The following is a 14,460-nucleotide window of genomic DNA, read 5'->3' on the forward strand; positions in this document are numbered from 1 at the left end:
CACTCGCCACTCCTCGACACCCATAGCTATTTACGCTCGGACAGGGATAAACCGTTACATATGAGTGGAGACACGACTCGACGGGGTTCGGAGAGCGCCGGACTGGAGAACATCCGCGAGGCGTCGGATACGGTAGAGAAGTCCGGGGCGGCGGTGACCATCGAGAAAGTTCGAGAGCGGTGGCGGACCGCCGGTGCCATCGTCGTGCTGGCGGTCACCAGCGTCCTGCTGTACCGCGTGGACGGCTACCTATCGATCGACTCACAGGTGTTCGCTGGGATCACTCTCTTCCTGTTACTCTACTTCCTCGCGACGCTCCGAACGGACGTCAGGATGGAGTGATCCCGGCCGTCGGAATCGGCGGTGGGGGAGGTATTTTGTGTCTCCTGGTGAATGACTCCGCCATGAACGGCGAGGCGGTGGTACCGTGATCGACTGGAAGCTAGACGGGTTCCTGCCGACCCGACGGCAACCGGCACCGATACTGGAAACCGCGGGTGACCGCGACGTGGTGCTCGCCCGCGGAAGTGCGGCGGCGATCGACCTGTTCGTCTGCTACGTCCTGATCGAATTCCCCGCGATCTACGTGCTGGGAACGGCGTTCAGCGATCCCTACGAGGCACTCGGGGGGTACGTTATCATCCTGTCGCTGCTCGTCCTCCTCCCGCTCTACGCCACCTACTCGTTCGTCTTCGAGTGGCGATACGGCCGGACGCCAGGGAAGGTCAATCGTGGCCTGCTGGTCGTCATGGCGGACGGGAGCCCGTGTACCTACCGCGCCAGCGCCGTCCGGAACCTTCTGCTGTACATCGATCTGCTCGGCATCCCGCCGCTCGTACTCGGATTTGTGTCGGCGCTCATGACCGGCGGCCGTCGCCTCGGCGACCACGCTGCCGGGACGATCGTCGTCCGCTCGACGGCCCCGACCGATCGCGATACGGCAGTCTCGGCCGACACGGACACGAGTGCGGCCGCTCGAGCGGACGGCTCACGCGAGAACTGACCGCGCGGGGTCAGGCGATTCGGACACCGGAGTCGGCGTCGAACAGCTGGATAGAATCAACCTGGAAGACGAGGCCGTACTGCTTGCCGCCGCCCTCGAAGTCCGGGTTGGTGACGACAACGATTTCGCCGAACTCGGTCTCGAAGAAGCTGTGCGTCGCATCCCCCAGGGGCTCGTCCAGCAGGTGTGTCGCCGGGATGCCGGCTTCGGGATCGTCGCTGACCTCGATGTACTGCGGCCGGAGGCCAACGCGAACGTCGTCACCGGCCCACCCCTCGAGACCGTCGCGGACGAGATCGTATTCGTAGTTGCCGACCACTAGCTCTGCGGTCCCGTTGACGGCCCTGACGGTCCCGTCGAAGAACTGGGTCGACGGCTGGCCGATGAACTGGCTGACGAACTGTGAACCCGGTTCGTCGTACACCTCCTTTGGCGGGGCGACCTGCGCCAGTTCGCCGTCGTTGATGACCGCGACGCGGTCGGACATCGTCATCGCCTCCTCCTGGTCGTGGGTCACGTACAGCGTCGGACAGCCGATCTCGTCGGTCACCTTCTCGATGACCGGCCGCAGTTCGGCTTTGAGCTTGGCGTCTAAGTCCGACATGGGTTCGTCGAACAGGAAGACTTCCGGGTCCCGCACGAGCGACCGGCCGAGCGCGACGCGCTGTTGTTGCCCGCCGGAGAGGTCGGCAGGCATCTTCTCGAGTTGGTCGGTGATCTGGAGCAACTCTGCGGCCTCCTCGACGCGGGCGAGGCGTTCCGACCGCGAGAACCCCGTGATCTTGAGTCCGTAGGCCATGTTCTCTTGGACGCTCATGTGGGGGTACAGCGCGATGTCCTGGAAGAGCAACGCGATGTTGCGCTCCTGGACCGGTTTGGTCGTTACGTCGCGGTCGCCGAAGTGGATTGTGCCGCTGGTCGGCTTGTTCAGCCCCGCAACGCACCGGAGTGTCGTAGTCTTGCCACAGCCCGAGGGCCCCACCAGCGTCACGAACTCGCCGTCGGCGATGGTCAGGTTTACGTCGTCTACTGCAACGATTTCGTTGCCCGATTCCTTGTACACTTTCGTCAGGTTCTGAATCTTGATGTCTGGCATATGGTAGTGTATCTCGTGGTATTAGTTGTAAACGTGGTGCACGATCTCAGAGGGCCCTGACCTGGAACCCCTTTAGCAGGTAGCTCTGCATGAAGTAGGCGAACAACAGCGGTGGCAGCGTCATGGCCAGCGAGATCGCCATCAGATAGGCGTCCGGCAGGAACTGGGCCTGCCCCATCGCCCGGAGGATCCCGGGAGCGAACGTCGTGGTGTCGGTCTGGGGCAGGAGGATCTGTGCGAACGTGAAGTCGTTCCAGGCGAGCGCGAAGGCGAACAGGGCCGCGGCGATGATCGCCGGTCGGCACTGCGGCACGACGACGTCGCGGAAGCCCCGCCAGCGCGAGGCCCCGTCGACCCACGCCGCCTCCTCGTGAGCCTCGGGGATTGTCATAATGTACTTCCACATCAGCCACACCGCGAAGGGCATCGAGACCGCCGACAGCGCGATGATGAGCCCAATACGGGTGCCGAGCAGCCCGATGCTCCGCCAGATCTGGTAGAGCGGGATGCCGATGACGATGGGACTGAAGAGGTAGCCGATCAGGAGGATCCGCGCGAAGTTCTCCTTCTGCGGGAAGTCCAGTCGCGCGAGGCCGTAGCCGGCGACCAACGAGACGATGACGACCGTGACGATGGTGCCGATGGCCACCACGACCGTGTTGAACATATAGGTGTACATCTCCGGGTCCGTCAGAACCGTGAAATTACTGACCGTGAATATCTCGGGCGTGGGGAAGACGGTGACGGCGTCCTCAACGGTCTCGTACTCAGTGAACGCGAGCTGGGTCATCCAGTAGATCGGCCAGGCGCCGACGAGGACGATGATCGCGGTGCTGACGAGCTTCAGTGCTTCGAAGGCCCGAGTCTCGCCGTCGTACGAGAGGCCGAAGATGCCTCCCGGTGGTTCGCTCTGACTCATGTGGTCGTCTCCACCTCCTCACTGGGATTGAAGAGTTTGAAGTAGACGATCGCTGACGCGAGGAGGAACAGGAACATGACGACGGAGATAGCGTTGGCGAGACCGTAGGCCTGATCGGTGTAGACGGTCTTGTAGGCCAGCACGGGGAGCGTCGTCGTGGCGTTACCGGGGCCGCCCTGCGTGAGCTGCCAGATGATGTCGAACTTGTTGAACATGAAGATTGACCGGAGCAAGACGACGACCAGGACGATCCCCATGAGACGCGGCAGCGTGATGTCGCGGAACATCTGCCACCGGTTCGCGCCGCAGACCTTCGCCGCCTCGTAGAACCGGTCGGGAATCGCGCGTAACTGTGCGAGCGTGAAGATGGTCACGAAGACGGCGAACTTCCAGCTTCCGATGAGGATCAGCAGGCGCATGGCCCAATCGCGCGAGCCCAGCGGGGCCGTCTGGCTGCTCCACAGGCCGAACCACTCGGCACCCATCATCTGGAACACGCCGCCGAGCGGGTCGAACACCCGAAGCGCCACCAGTGAGACGATGATCGTCGGAATTAGGTAGGCCGTGAAGACCACCGCGGTGAGCAGCTTCTGGCCGCGGGTGATGCGGTTGAGCACGAGCGCCATCCAGAGCCCGACGGCGAGCTGGAGGAGGGTGCTGCCGACCATGTACACGATCCCGCGCCACAGCGACCCCCAGAACGTGGAAATGTTCAGGACCTCAGCGTAGTTCGCGAAGCCGACCCATTCCCACTCGGGGTTGAGCGTGTGGATGTCGTGGAGCGACGCCCAGAACGCGAAGGCAATCGGGAACACCGCGATGAGTGTATACAGTACGACGACGGGGAGAACGGTTCCGACCCCGACGACGGTCTCCCGCTCCACGGGCAACTCGTCCCACGGGATATACGTCCCGCGAGGTCGAATCGATTCTCCGGTTTCACTGGCCATATTTACGTTCCTTCTTCATCCATGTATGTTAATCTCACGGTTGTTCGTAAACGATCGGTTCCGCGCCGAACGCGATCGAATGAGGGACCGACGGGGCCCAGGGCTGGCTATCCGAACTGCTCTTGTGCGTCCGCGAAGGCGCCCTCGAGCTGTCCGTACCCCCACTCGTAGGCCTCCTGGACGGACATCGAGTCGGTGACGACGCGGTTGACCATCTCGCCGTAGAACCACTGGCGTTGCATGTACAGCGACTCTGGCGAGGAGATGTCGGCCTCGTCGACGCTGCCGTAGTGGTTGGCCCAGATCTCGTCCTGACAGTACTGGAGCTTCTCGAGCAGGTGGGGGTGGGCCTGGAAGAGGTCTTGGTTCTGGAACGCGTCGGACCCGATCACGTCGGCGTAGGTCGGCAGGAACCGGCCCGGATCCGCCTCGTAGAACTGCACGGTCCGCTCCATGCTGTCGGCGTAGAGCCACTCGAACCACTCCTTGGCACCCTCCGAGTTCGTGCCACCCGCGAAGATGTGGTAGCCGTCCGGCGCCGGGGCGGACAGCCAGTTCTCGTCTTTGTCGATCTCGCCCCAGGTCGGGTACGCCCTGACCTGGGTGGCCTCGGCCAGTCCGCGGAGGGCGTCGCTGTCCTGGGCCTCGGCCTGGGCCGCGGCGAGACCGACCGGCCAGGCGTTGAGGTGGTAGCACTGGGCGTACTGCCCCTGGAGCCACTGGCTGAGCGACTCCGCCCAGCCGATGCTGGTCGGGTCGGGCGAGTACTGGGAGAGGTCCTTCATGTACTGCAGGACCGTCGTAACCTCTTCCTCGGGGAAGTGAATCTCGAGTTCCTCGCGGGCGTCCGGGTCCTGCCAGCGGAGGCCGATGCCGGGGACGCCGGCGCTCGCCAGGAGGACGAGGAACTCGTCCTGGCTCTTGCCGGTCGGCATCCCGGCCAGCCCGTACCCGCGGGCGTCCACGTCGTCCGCCTCGTCGATGGCCCGGGCGTTATCGAGAACGTCCTGGAAGGTCTGCGGTTCCTCCAGCCCGAGCTGCTCGTAGATGTCCGCCCGGTACTGGAAGTTCGACACGTACAGCCCGTGAGGGATCTGATAGATCTCGTCGCCCTCGCCGAGGAACGCGTCGGTGTTTATCTGCCCGTTGACCTCTTCGATCGACGAAACGACGTCGTTGACGGTGTTGAGCTGTCCGGTCTCCCAGATGTCGGCCACCTGATCGAACGTGGACGTGTTTGCGTCCGGCGGATTGCCAGATTGGATCAGTTGGGCGAGACGGCCCTCCTGAGTGCCGGACATCCCGCCCTCCTCGATGTTCATGGCGGTGTCGGTCTCGTCCTCGAACTCCGACTCGAGGTCGCCCCAGAGGGACTCCCAGGAGCTGTTGTAGTAGTCCGTGATGAAGTGGACCTCGTCGTCACCACCACCGCCACCACCCAGGCAGCCCGCTACAGCACCAGTGATTCCCACACCTGCTCCGATAAGCACCCGGCGTCTATTGAGGGTATTGCGTGTCATCTGTGATCAAGCCACACTTCCACAGTGATAACAGCTTCGTGCAGTCCTATAAAAGTTCACTATTCTTTCGTACAAATTACGACGCGAGCATATTCTGTTACCGAGTGTGATTTCTATACAATATGCCCCTCGACGAGACCGCCAGCGATGATTTCCGAGCCCATTGATGGAGCGCGGTGAGACGGACAGCGCCGTGCCGGGCGAAGCGACCATCCCTGAACACCGGCCCGTACTCATTGCAGTCGGACGGTCTCGGTAACCCAGCCAGTGGCACCATCAGGCTTCGGGCCGTCCTCGTCGGGGATCTGAAGGGCCCCGTTGCCGTCGCGGGCCCGGACGATCACGTCGTGTGTCCCTGCCGCCCCGTACTCGTGTCGCCACTGTCGCCAGACGTCCTCACCCGGGAGGGGTTCTGACAGTTCGGCGTCGACCCAGGTATCGCCGCCGTCAGTCGAGACTTCGACGGCCTCGATGCCTCTGGTGCCGGCATAGGCGTGACCGGCCACCTCATAGCGGCCGCTTCCGAGACGGTTGATCTGCCAGAGCTTGGCGACCGTCTCGACCGGGCCGGTGCCGTGCCAGCCGCGGTGCTCCCAGTAGCCCGTAGTCTCCTCGTCGCGAACCTCGATCTCGGTCAGCCACTTCACGTTGATCTCGCCCCAGTGGCCCGGGACGAGTGCGCGCACCGGAGCCCCGTGCGCTCGCGGCAGCGGCCGACCATTCATTCGGTAGGCCAACAGCCCCGGCCACAGCGCCTCGATCGGGAACTCGTTGTAGTAGTCGTCGGCCCCGTGCAAGATGACGCGGTCGCCCTGAGGGTTCGCCACCTCCAAGAGGCGCTCGACGGGCACGCCACTCCAGAGGGCGGTGTCCATCTGCCACCCATTGAGCTGATCGCCGACACAGCGAAGGGTGACGAACCGGTCCTCGAGGGCCATGCCCTCGATATCCGCGAACTCGTACTCGACCACCTCCTCGACGGCTCCAGTGATCGAGAGCGTCCACTCGTCGCGGTCGACAGCGGGGTTGACGTTGGCGATGTCGACCTCATAGAAGTCCGTACTGACCAGCGGCTCGAGCCCCTCGACAGCGAGCGACCGGTCTTTCGCCTGCGTGAGCGACTCTCGAACCGCGGGTCGGGCGTCCTCGGGGATCTCGAGGGCCGACGGAAACGACTCCTCGCCAGTTCCGCGGACGAAGAGTCCGAGCGCACTCACGCCGATCGCCGACCCGACGGCACCGAGGACGCGCCGCCGGCCGAGCGAACCGAGGGCAGCGTCCTCGCCGGTGACGAGGACGGCCGTCCCGGCCGTGACGAACAAGACGAGTCCGGCCCCAGCAGCGGTGCCGGCACTCGAGATCGGCGAGCGGGTCAGCCCGAACGCGACCGCGCCCGGCAGGACCGTTCCGGCGACGACGCCGACGAGCGCGCCGCCTCGCACGCCCGACGCGCCGGAGACGGGCCCGCGACCTTGGAGGAGCACCGCGCCGGGCAGGGCCGCCAGCCCGAAGAGCACGGCCGTCAGTGCGATGGCTGTCAGAAAGGCCAACCGGTGGCCGAGCGTCCCCAACTGGGTGATCGCGAACGTCACGAGCGCGTCGGGGCTGGCCGCGATGACGAGCCGGTCGATCGGCGTCGCGACGAAGGCCGGCCGTCGACCGACGGACAGGTACGACCCCCCAACGGCGGCGAGTCCCGCAGCGAGCGCCACGGCGAACAGGGGGAGCCACGGGCGCACGCGAGCGGCCGCCCCCAATGTACGTGACTTTACCATGATGATGTGTGTCAATGAGGGTCGGGCGAACATGAAAGCTTCGCGCACGGCGGTCGGGTTCGGAGGGGACGGATCGCGCTGTCGGCCGTCGAGGCCGCGTTCGCCGTCGCACGGAATGGCGTCGAACCCCTCAGTCCGCTCTGACGCCCGTCCTCGAGACATCGGGATTCCGCAACAGCGGAAGCGAGACGATCGTCAGGCAGCTCAAGACGAGCGCAGCACAGAGCACGTACGTCGTCTGGTAGCCGAACCAGAGATCGACGGCGGGGATCGCTACGAGCGGGCCGAGACTGAGTCCGACGTCGCCCATCACCTGATAGACGCCGCCCATCCGGCCGAGTTCGTCGCCGGGGGTCAGATCGCCCATGATCGCCAGCATCGCGGGCGCGGCCGCGCCCATCCCGCCGCCGACGAGGACGATGGCCCCGAGCAGGGCCTCGATCGTCGGCACGTAGGCGATGATCAGGAATCCCGCACCCATCGAGAGAAAGGCGGGGACCGTCAGCAGCGTGCGGTCGCTGACCATGTCCGACACCCAGCCGGTGACGATCGTCATCGACCCCGAGGTGAGCACGCCCAGTCCCATCACGATCCCGCTGATGCCCGCCGCACCGAGCGCCGAGAGCTCGAGGCCGTACTCGTTGGCGTAGCGGGCGAGCGTCGAGAGGATGATCCCGCCCCAGAGGAGCCGCACGGTGAAGTTCCCGTAGCCGATCAGGACGACGGTGGGATTCGCGGCGAGCAGCGCGGGGACTTCCCGGAGTTTCGCGGCTCGACTCTCCTCTGCGCCGGCGTGGACGTCCGGCAGGACCAGCGTCGCGAGGGTGCCGGCGATCAGCGCGAGGACGCCCGCGGCGAGAAAGGCCGTCTGCATGCTGGCGAGATCGGTCAGCACGCCGCCGACGACGAGCCCGGTCGGAAAGCCCAGTGACTGCCCGCCCCGCATGTAGCCGACCCACCGGCCGCGGTTGTCGGACGTCGTCACGTACGTGATCGTCGCGAACGCCCCGATAAAGACGAACGCGCTGCCGACGCCCCAGAACAGCCGCGCCAGGATGAAGACGACTCCCGGCAGCGACACCTCGCCGAGCAACGGTACCGATCCGAGTTCGGTCGGCGGCGTGTGAAGGCCGACGATGTAGCCGAACGGCGCCAGCGCCTGCGTGAACAGCCCGAAGATCATCGGTTTCCGCGCGCCGACTCGGTCGATGATCGTCCCCGCCGGCGTGTTCATGAACAGTCGCGCGATCCGATTGGCCGAGAGGATCACGCTCAGCATGACCGCGGAGATGACCAACCGCTCGTCGAGCAGCGGCAGCGTCGGGAACGCGACCCCGGTCGCGACGCCGCCGAAGAAGACGCCCGCGATGACCGCGAGCGCGATCGTCCGTATCTCCGCCGTCGAGTAGGTAGGCTCTTCAGACATCGTCGTGATACTCGCCGAATCGGGGCCCCGGGTACAGGTAGTTCACGGTTCGATCCCGTGTTCCTCGCAGAACTCGTCGCGCAGGGCCGTCTTCCGGATCTTCCCGCTGCCCGTCTTGGGGAGGTCGCGCCGGATCTCGACGATCCGCGGGTGTTTGTAGGGGGCGAGTTCGTCGAGGACGTACGCCTCGACGTCCGCGGCGGTCAGGTCCGTCCCCTCCGCGGGAGCGACCGCGGCGGCGACGGTCTCGCCGCGTCGCTCGTCGGGGACGCCGAAGACCGCCGCCTCGTGGATCTCGGGATGCTCGTAAAGCAAATCCTCGATTTCGCGGGGGTAGACGTTGTACCCCGCTGTCAGTATCATCTCCTTCTCGCGGCCCTTGATGTAGTAGTAGTTGTCCTCGTCGCGGGTCCCGATGTCGCCGGTGCGGAAGTAGCCGTCCTCGGTGAAGACTTCCTCGTTGGCCTCGGGGTTCTTGTAGTAGCCTTTCATCACCTGCGATCCGGCGATGAGGATCTCGCCCTCCTCGCCGGGATCGACCTCGTTGCCGTCCTCGTCGACGACCTTCGAGCGCGTGTGGCCGACCGGCTGGCCGACGCTACCGGGCCGGTTTCCGAGCGACGACCACCGGATCGTATGACTCGTCGCGGTCGTCTCCGTGAGCCCGTATCCCTCGGTGAGGGGCACGTCGAACGCCTCCTCGAACCCCTCCTGGATCGGTTTCGGTAACTTGTCCCCGCCCTGACCCGCCCGGACCAGCGTCGACAGGTCGTACTCGTCGGGGTCGTGGGCCTCGAGCAGATCGACGAACATCGCGGCGACGCCGGTAAAGGCGGGGATGTCGTGTTCGTCGAGTTTCGCGAGGACGCGCTCGGGGTCCCACTGGTCCGGTCGCAGCAGGTGCAGCGTTCGGCCGGCACAGAGCGACGCCATCATCCCGATCATCCCCGTGATGTGGTACATCGGCAGGACGATGATCCCGTCGCCCTCGATCGGCCCGGCGCTGTAGCTCGAGACGCTCTGTGCGATCTGGACCCGGAAGTTGCGGTGGGTCAGCAGGACGCCCTTCGGTTTCCCCGTCGTCCCCGAAGTGTACGGCTGGAGGAGGACGTCCTCGTCCTCGCGGTCGACGATTTCCGCCTCGGCGTCGGTCGCGTCGCCGGCGAGGCCCGGCAACGAGGGATGATCACCGTCGCTCCCGGCCGTCGCGCTGACGATCTCGGTCTCGAGATCGGCGACGGCCTCGCGGACGTAGTCGTCGGCCGCGCCGTCAATGACCACCGCCTCGGCGTCGGCGTGCTCGAGCTGGTATTCGATCTCGCGGCGGCGATACTCGGGATTCAGCGGGCTCGCGATCACGCCAGCGTGACAGCAGGCCCAGACGACGGTACAGAAGGGGATGCCGTTGGGCATGTAGACGCCGACCCGGTCGCCCGCCTCGAGGCCGAGTTCCCGGAGTGCGGTCGCGAACCGCGCGACGCGGTCGCCCAAGTCGCGATACGTGACGGTCTCGCCGGCGTGTTCGACGGCGATCGTATCGGGATGCTCTGCGACCGCTCGCTCGAGCAAGCGAGCGACGTTCCCGTCATAGGGCGGCTCCAGGAGGGTCTCCGCGGAGACGATATCGAGCTCCATGTTGCCCGTGGTTTGTCGTTCCGGCTGAAAAATATGCGGGTACTGGTAACAGGGTCCACGTTTCGGGGGAATCGGAATCGCCCCGTGCTCGGTGTGACCCGGCCGCGCGAGACGTGAGCCCCGCCGTCACTCCTCGAGGCGCGGGATACCCTTGATCGTGACCGTTTCGCCCACCATGTAGGAGGCGGCCGGGCTGGCGAGGAACTGCGCGAGGTCGGCGACCTCCTCGGGTTTGCCGATCGTCCGGTCCGGTGTCGTGCGGGCGATCTCCTCGGCGTCGTCCTCGACGCCCATCTGGGTGCGGACGCCCTCGGTCGCGACGAGGCCGGGGGCGATACAGTTGACCCAGATACCGTCTTCCGCCCAGTCGGCCGCGGCGGAGGTGGTGAAGTTGACGACGCCAGCCTTGGCCGCGCCGTAGTGGCTCATCGTCTTCGAGCCGCGGGTTCCCGCGACGCTGGCGAAGTTGACGATCCGGCCGCCGCCGTGCTCGCGCATGTGCTCGACGGCGATCTGCGAGCAGTGGAACGTGCCGTGGAGGTTGATGTCGACGATCGTCTTCCAGCCGTTCTCGCTGATATCCGAGAGCGGAGCCTGAAAGCTCGCTCCGGCGTTGTTGATCAGGATGTCGAGACCGCCAAACGTCTCGACGGTCTCGTCGACGAGGCGCTCGACGGCCGCCCGATCCGTCACGTCGCACTCGATCGCGATGGCCTCGCCCGGCCGGTCGCTCTCGTTGATCGCGTCGGCGACCGGCTCGACGTTCTCCAGTTCTCGAGAGGTGACGACGACGTTCGCGCCGTCGTCCGCGAACCGCTCGACGATCGTTTTCCCGATCCCGCTCGAGGAGCCGGTGACGATCGCGGTCTGACCCGCGACGCTGAACTGGTCGATCGTCATCGGCGCCCCTCCGCGACGCGACTCCGTTCGATTGACCGTTCTCTCGAGCCGAGTGTGATAGTCACTGGCATAAGCGTGTCCGAGTTCATCGACCGCCGGTATAAGCCATTCGACCACCCGGCTGCGGTGGCGCGCGCTGGACCGCGGTGAGCCGCGTGAGCGGTGACCGTCGGGAACCCGAACCGACGGCGAACCGCGGGCCGACGATGCGCGAGGGTGAGTGAACGGAGTGAACGAACGAATCGGCTGGGGAGGGCGTGGCAATCCCCTGTTGCCGGGATAGCAGGACACTCGTCTCCGTTGTGACGGGAGGAAATCGACTGGCGTATCCATATCGAGCGAGAGCACCGACGAAGAGCGTCCGAGAGGGGTACTGTTATGACGGTCCTGGCCAAACCGTGGTGGCAATGAAACGCGGACAGCACGGACCCGCGGACCGCACCGCGACGACCGACCGGCAGACGACCGCTCGAGCCACGGAGGGCCACGATGCCGACTAGGCCGCTCGCGGACCTCGAGGCGATGGTCGGCGATTCCCGAGTCACGGTCGAGGAGTTCCGCATCGAGCCCGGCAAGGTCGAGGAGTTCGCGCGGGCGATCACGGCCGAGGACCCGGTCTTCTGGGACGAGACCGCGGCGGCGGACCGAGGCCACGACCGCGTCCCCGCGCCGCTGACCTACACCCAGGTCGGCCGGTTCCCGCGGTACACGCCCGCCGACGTCGACGGGAAGGGGTTCGACCTCGGCTTCCGGCCGGAGTACGTCCTCCACGGCGAACAGGCCCACGAGTACGAACGCCCCATCTACGTCGGCGACGTCCTCGAGGGGACGGCCACCCTCGCGGACGTCTTCCAGCGCGAGGGCGGCCGCGCGGGGACGATGACCTTCGCCGTCCTCGAGACCGAGTACCGGACCCGGGACGGCGACCTCGTCCTGACCGACCGCTCGACGGCGATCGAAACGGAGGGCGCGGTCGACGACGGAAGCGGAGCGGACGACGGCGAGAGCAAGGCGGCCAACGGGGCCGCGGAGCCCGCGAGCGACGACCCGACCGAAGCCGACGGCGGCACCGCCGCGACGGAGCCGGCGGCTCCCTCGGCGACGGTCGACGAGTTCGAGCGCGTCCGCACCGTCGCGGAGCTCAAGCCCGGCGACGCCGGCCCCACCGCGGTCGTCGAGGACCTCGAACGCAAGCAGTTCGTCACGTACGCCGGGGCCAGCGGCGACTTCAATCCGATCCACTACGATGAGCCCTACGCTACGGCTGCGGGCAACGAGAGCGTCTTCGGGCAGGGGATGTTCACCGCCGGGATCACCTCCCGCGTCGTCGCCAACTGGTTCGACCTGCGGGACGTCTCGACGTTCGGCGTCCGATTCCAGTCGCGAGTCTTCCCCGACGACACCGTCGTCGCGAGCGGCGAGGTCGTCGAAATCGATCGCGACGCGGGAACGGTGGAAACGGAACTCGAGGCGCGGACGGCCGACGGCGAGACGCTACTGACCGGGACGGCGACGGCTCGGCTTTCGTCTGAAGAGTGATGGGACAATACTAGTACAGAATACGCAGAAAGCCCGACGCCCTTTCATTCCCGCCCACGTGGCGGTTGATTGGATAGCTATCGCAGAGTGGCAGCTGAAATGGACGGATCGATTCCTACTCCGGCACGAACACCGGAATCGCAGCCACGTCAGATATTTGCCAGAAGGTGACCGCGACCGATGCGCCGATCTCGAGTCCCTCGGGCTCGGCGTCGATCAGCGCGAGCAAACGAGGGCCCTCGACGAGGTCAATCGCACCGACGACGTACGGCGTGCGATCGCCAAAGCCGGGTTCGCCGGGGACGTGGCAGACGGTATAGGTGTAGATCGTCCCGACACCCTCGCTGACTTCGAACGGCGGGTCCTCGTCTCCGCAACTGGTACAGATCGCTCGCGGGTAGAGCTGGCGGTTGCCACACTCACACTCCTGATAGCGCAGGTCTCCTTCGAGCGTTCCCGCCCAGAAGGGAACCGTCGCGCCGGTCGGGACGGGAACCGGTCCCTCCCACTTCTCACGGCGGTCTTTCACTGGTGCGCTCATGATTCCCTCCGGAGGACGACCGTGCTACTCGAGGAGAGGAGTCCGCCGGTGCCGTGGGCGACCGCGACCTCGGCGTCGTCGACCTGGCGCTCTCCCGTGTACTCGCCGCGGAGCTGTCTGGCGGCCTCGATGAGGACGAAGACGCCAAAGTGTCCGGGGTGGCAATACGAGAGCCCGCCCCCTGGGTGTTCATCGGCAACTCGCCGCCGGGTGCGGTGGTGCCGCCGGAGACGAACTCGCCGCCCTCGCCCTTCTCGCAGAAGCCCAGATCCTCGAGGGTGACCAGGGCGGTGTAGGTAAATGAGTCGTAAATTTCGGCGACATCGACGTCGTCGTGGGTAATCCCTGCTTGCTCGAAGGCCTTCGGTCCCGTTACCGCCGCACCGGTGGTCGTCATGTCCGGCATCTCGCTGATGTCCTGGCGGTGGGTGCTCGTCGAGGCGACGCCCGCGACGGCGATCTCCGGCACGCCGAGTTCCGCCGCTTTCTCCGCGGAGACGAGCACGACCGCACCGCCGCCATCCGAGACGAGACAGCAGTCGAGCAGGGTGAATGGCTCCGCGATTTTCCGGGACTTGAGGACGTCGTCAACCGTAATCGGCTCTCGATGCGCGGCCTTGGGATTCATCGCGGCCCACTCGCGGGTCGCGACGGCGATTTCGGCGAGCTGTTCCCCCGTGGTGCCGTACTCGTGCATGTGCCGCCGCGCGGCCATGGCGTACGCTCCCGGCGGGCGAAAGAGCCCCGTCGGTCGGACGAAGCCGTCGATCGGGTGTGTCTCCTCGAGCGATCGCTCGTCTCTAGGCCCCGTATTTCGGGTTGAGCCGTAGGCGACGACCACCACATCGGCCTCGCCGCGAGCCATCGCGTCGCGGACGTGGCCACAGAAGTGCTCGAACGACGAGCCGCCGATCTCGGTCCCCTCGAGGAACGAGGGCTCCTCGAGATCGAGGTACTCCGAGAGCACCAGTGCGGGCATGTAGTCATCGCCGCCGGCGACCGCGACACCGTCGACATCTTCGAGAGTACAACCGGCGTCCTCGAGGGCACGGACGGTCGCAATCGCCGCGTTATCCAGCCAGTTTCGATCGGGTGTTTCGCCGAGATTGCTCTCGGCGACGCCCGCGATGATCGGTTCAGCCACGGGTGTCCCTCC

Annotated in this window: 13 protein-coding genes; 3 read left to right on the plus strand and 10 right to left on the minus strand. The window is 65.9% G+C overall.

Translation table 11 applies throughout. The features are described 5' to 3' along the window. Positions 1-60: 60 nt before the first annotated feature. Together K6I40_RS17340 and K6I40_RS17345 are read left to right on the plus strand one after the other, a co-directional pair. A complete protein-coding gene (locus tag K6I40_RS17340) occupies positions 61-342 on the plus strand; it encodes a hypothetical protein (protein WP_222920232.1) in 282 nt (93 codons plus the stop codon). Between the two features lie 85 nt (positions 343-427). Continuing rightward, entirely contained in the window at positions 428-1,003 is a 576-nt protein-coding gene (locus K6I40_RS17345; protein WP_222920233.1) for an RDD family protein, read from the plus strand. Positions 1,004-1,013: 10 nt separating this feature from the next. Here the strand turns inward: K6I40_RS17345 and K6I40_RS17350 are convergent, their stop codons facing one another. The 8 genes from K6I40_RS17350 to K6I40_RS17385 form a co-directional block, all read right to left on the minus strand. Continuing rightward, entirely contained in the window at positions 1,014-2,099 is a 1,086-nt protein-coding gene (locus K6I40_RS17350) for an ABC transporter ATP-binding protein (RefSeq protein WP_222920234.1), read from the minus strand. Between the two features lie 46 nt (positions 2,100-2,145). Continuing rightward, positions 2,146-3,018, minus strand: coding sequence for a carbohydrate ABC transporter permease (locus K6I40_RS17355; protein ID WP_222920235.1), 873 nt, complete (start codon positions 3,016-3,018; stop codon positions 2,146-2,148). After that, the gene (locus tag K6I40_RS17360; RefSeq protein ID WP_222920236.1) at positions 3,015-3,968 is read right to left on the minus strand and encodes a sugar ABC transporter permease; all 954 of its coding nucleotides are present in this window, start codon (positions 3,966-3,968) and stop codon (positions 3,015-3,017) included. Before K6I40_RS17360 ends, K6I40_RS17355 begins: the two co-directional genes overlap by 4 nt. A 107-nt stretch (positions 3,969-4,075) precedes the next feature. Further along, positions 4,076-5,440 carry an ABC transporter substrate-binding protein gene (locus K6I40_RS17365; RefSeq protein ID WP_255682133.1) on the minus strand — a complete coding sequence of 455 codons (1,365 nt, stop codon included), beginning with the start codon at positions 5,438-5,440 and terminating at the stop codon, positions 4,076-4,078. A gap of 281 nt (positions 5,441-5,721) precedes the next feature. Next, positions 5,722-7,263, minus strand: a complete 1,542-nt coding sequence (locus K6I40_RS17370) for a molybdopterin-dependent oxidoreductase (protein ID WP_222920238.1) — start codon at positions 7,261-7,263, stop codon at positions 5,722-5,724. A gap of 130 nt (positions 7,264-7,393) precedes the next feature. Further along, the gene (locus K6I40_RS17375) at positions 7,394-8,689 is read right to left on the minus strand and encodes an MFS transporter (protein WP_222920239.1); all 1,296 of its coding nucleotides are present in this window, start codon (positions 8,687-8,689) and stop codon (positions 7,394-7,396) included. A gap of 42 nt (positions 8,690-8,731) precedes the next feature. Further along, complete coding sequence (locus K6I40_RS17380) at positions 8,732-10,324, minus strand: class I adenylate-forming enzyme family protein (RefSeq protein WP_222920240.1); 1,593 nt, start codon at positions 10,322-10,324, stop codon at positions 8,732-8,734. 126 nt (positions 10,325-10,450) lie between these two features. Beyond that, complete coding sequence (locus tag K6I40_RS17385; RefSeq protein ID WP_222920241.1) at positions 10,451-11,224, minus strand: SDR family NAD(P)-dependent oxidoreductase; 774 nt, start codon at positions 11,222-11,224, stop codon at positions 10,451-10,453. Between the two features lie 489 nt (positions 11,225-11,713). Between K6I40_RS17385 and K6I40_RS17390 the strand changes: the two genes are divergently transcribed. Beyond that, entirely contained in the window at positions 11,714-12,763 is a 1,050-nt protein-coding gene (locus K6I40_RS17390) for a MaoC family dehydratase N-terminal domain-containing protein (RefSeq protein ID WP_222920242.1), read from the plus strand. Between the two features lie 115 nt (positions 12,764-12,878). Here the strand turns inward: K6I40_RS17390 and K6I40_RS17395 are convergent, their stop codons facing one another. After that, positions 12,879-13,304, minus strand: coding sequence for an OB-fold domain-containing protein (locus tag K6I40_RS17395; RefSeq protein WP_222920243.1), 426 nt, complete (start codon positions 13,302-13,304; stop codon positions 12,879-12,881). Further along, entirely contained in the window at positions 13,276-14,448 is a 1,173-nt protein-coding gene (locus tag K6I40_RS17400; RefSeq protein WP_255682136.1) for a thiolase, read from the minus strand. Before K6I40_RS17400 ends, K6I40_RS17395 begins: the two co-directional genes overlap by 29 nt. Positions 14,449-14,460: the final 12 nt, after the last annotated feature.

This window comes from Natrinema sp. SYSU A 869, from assembly GCF_019879105.1.
Lineage (GTDB): Archaea > Halobacteriota > Halobacteria > Halobacteriales > Natrialbaceae > Natrinema.

Coding starts and splice junctions, on each gene's coding strand:
- K6I40_RS17340 (WP_222920232.1), top strand. CDS start 61: ATGAGTGGAGACACGACTCGACGGGGTTCGGAGAGCGCCGGACTGGAG.
- K6I40_RS17350 (WP_222920234.1), bottom strand. CDS start 2,099: ATGCCAGACATCAAGATTCAGAACCTGACGAAAGTGTACAAGGAATCG.
- K6I40_RS17355 (WP_222920235.1), bottom strand. CDS start 3,018: ATGAGTCAGAGCGAACCACCGGGAGGCATCTTCGGCCTCTCGTACGAC.
- K6I40_RS17360 (WP_222920236.1), bottom strand. CDS start 3,968: ATGGCCAGTGAAACCGGAGAATCGATTCGACCTCGCGGGACGTATATC.
- K6I40_RS17370 (WP_222920238.1), bottom strand. CDS start 7,263: ATGGTAAAGTCACGTACATTGGGGGCGGCCGCTCGCGTGCGCCCGTGG.
- K6I40_RS17375 (WP_222920239.1), bottom strand. CDS start 8,689: ATGTCTGAAGAGCCTACCTACTCGACGGCGGAGATACGGACGATCGCG.
- K6I40_RS17380 (WP_222920240.1), bottom strand. CDS start 10,324: ATGGAGCTCGATATCGTCTCCGCGGAGACCCTCCTGGAGCCGCCCTAT.
- K6I40_RS17385 (WP_222920241.1), bottom strand. CDS start 11,224: ATGACGATCGACCAGTTCAGCGTCGCGGGTCAGACCGCGATCGTCACC.
- K6I40_RS17390 (WP_222920242.1), top strand. CDS start 11,714: ATGCCGACTAGGCCGCTCGCGGACCTCGAGGCGATGGTCGGCGATTCC.
- K6I40_RS17395 (WP_222920243.1), bottom strand. CDS start 13,304: ATGAGCGCACCAGTGAAAGACCGCCGTGAGAAGTGGGAGGGACCGGTT.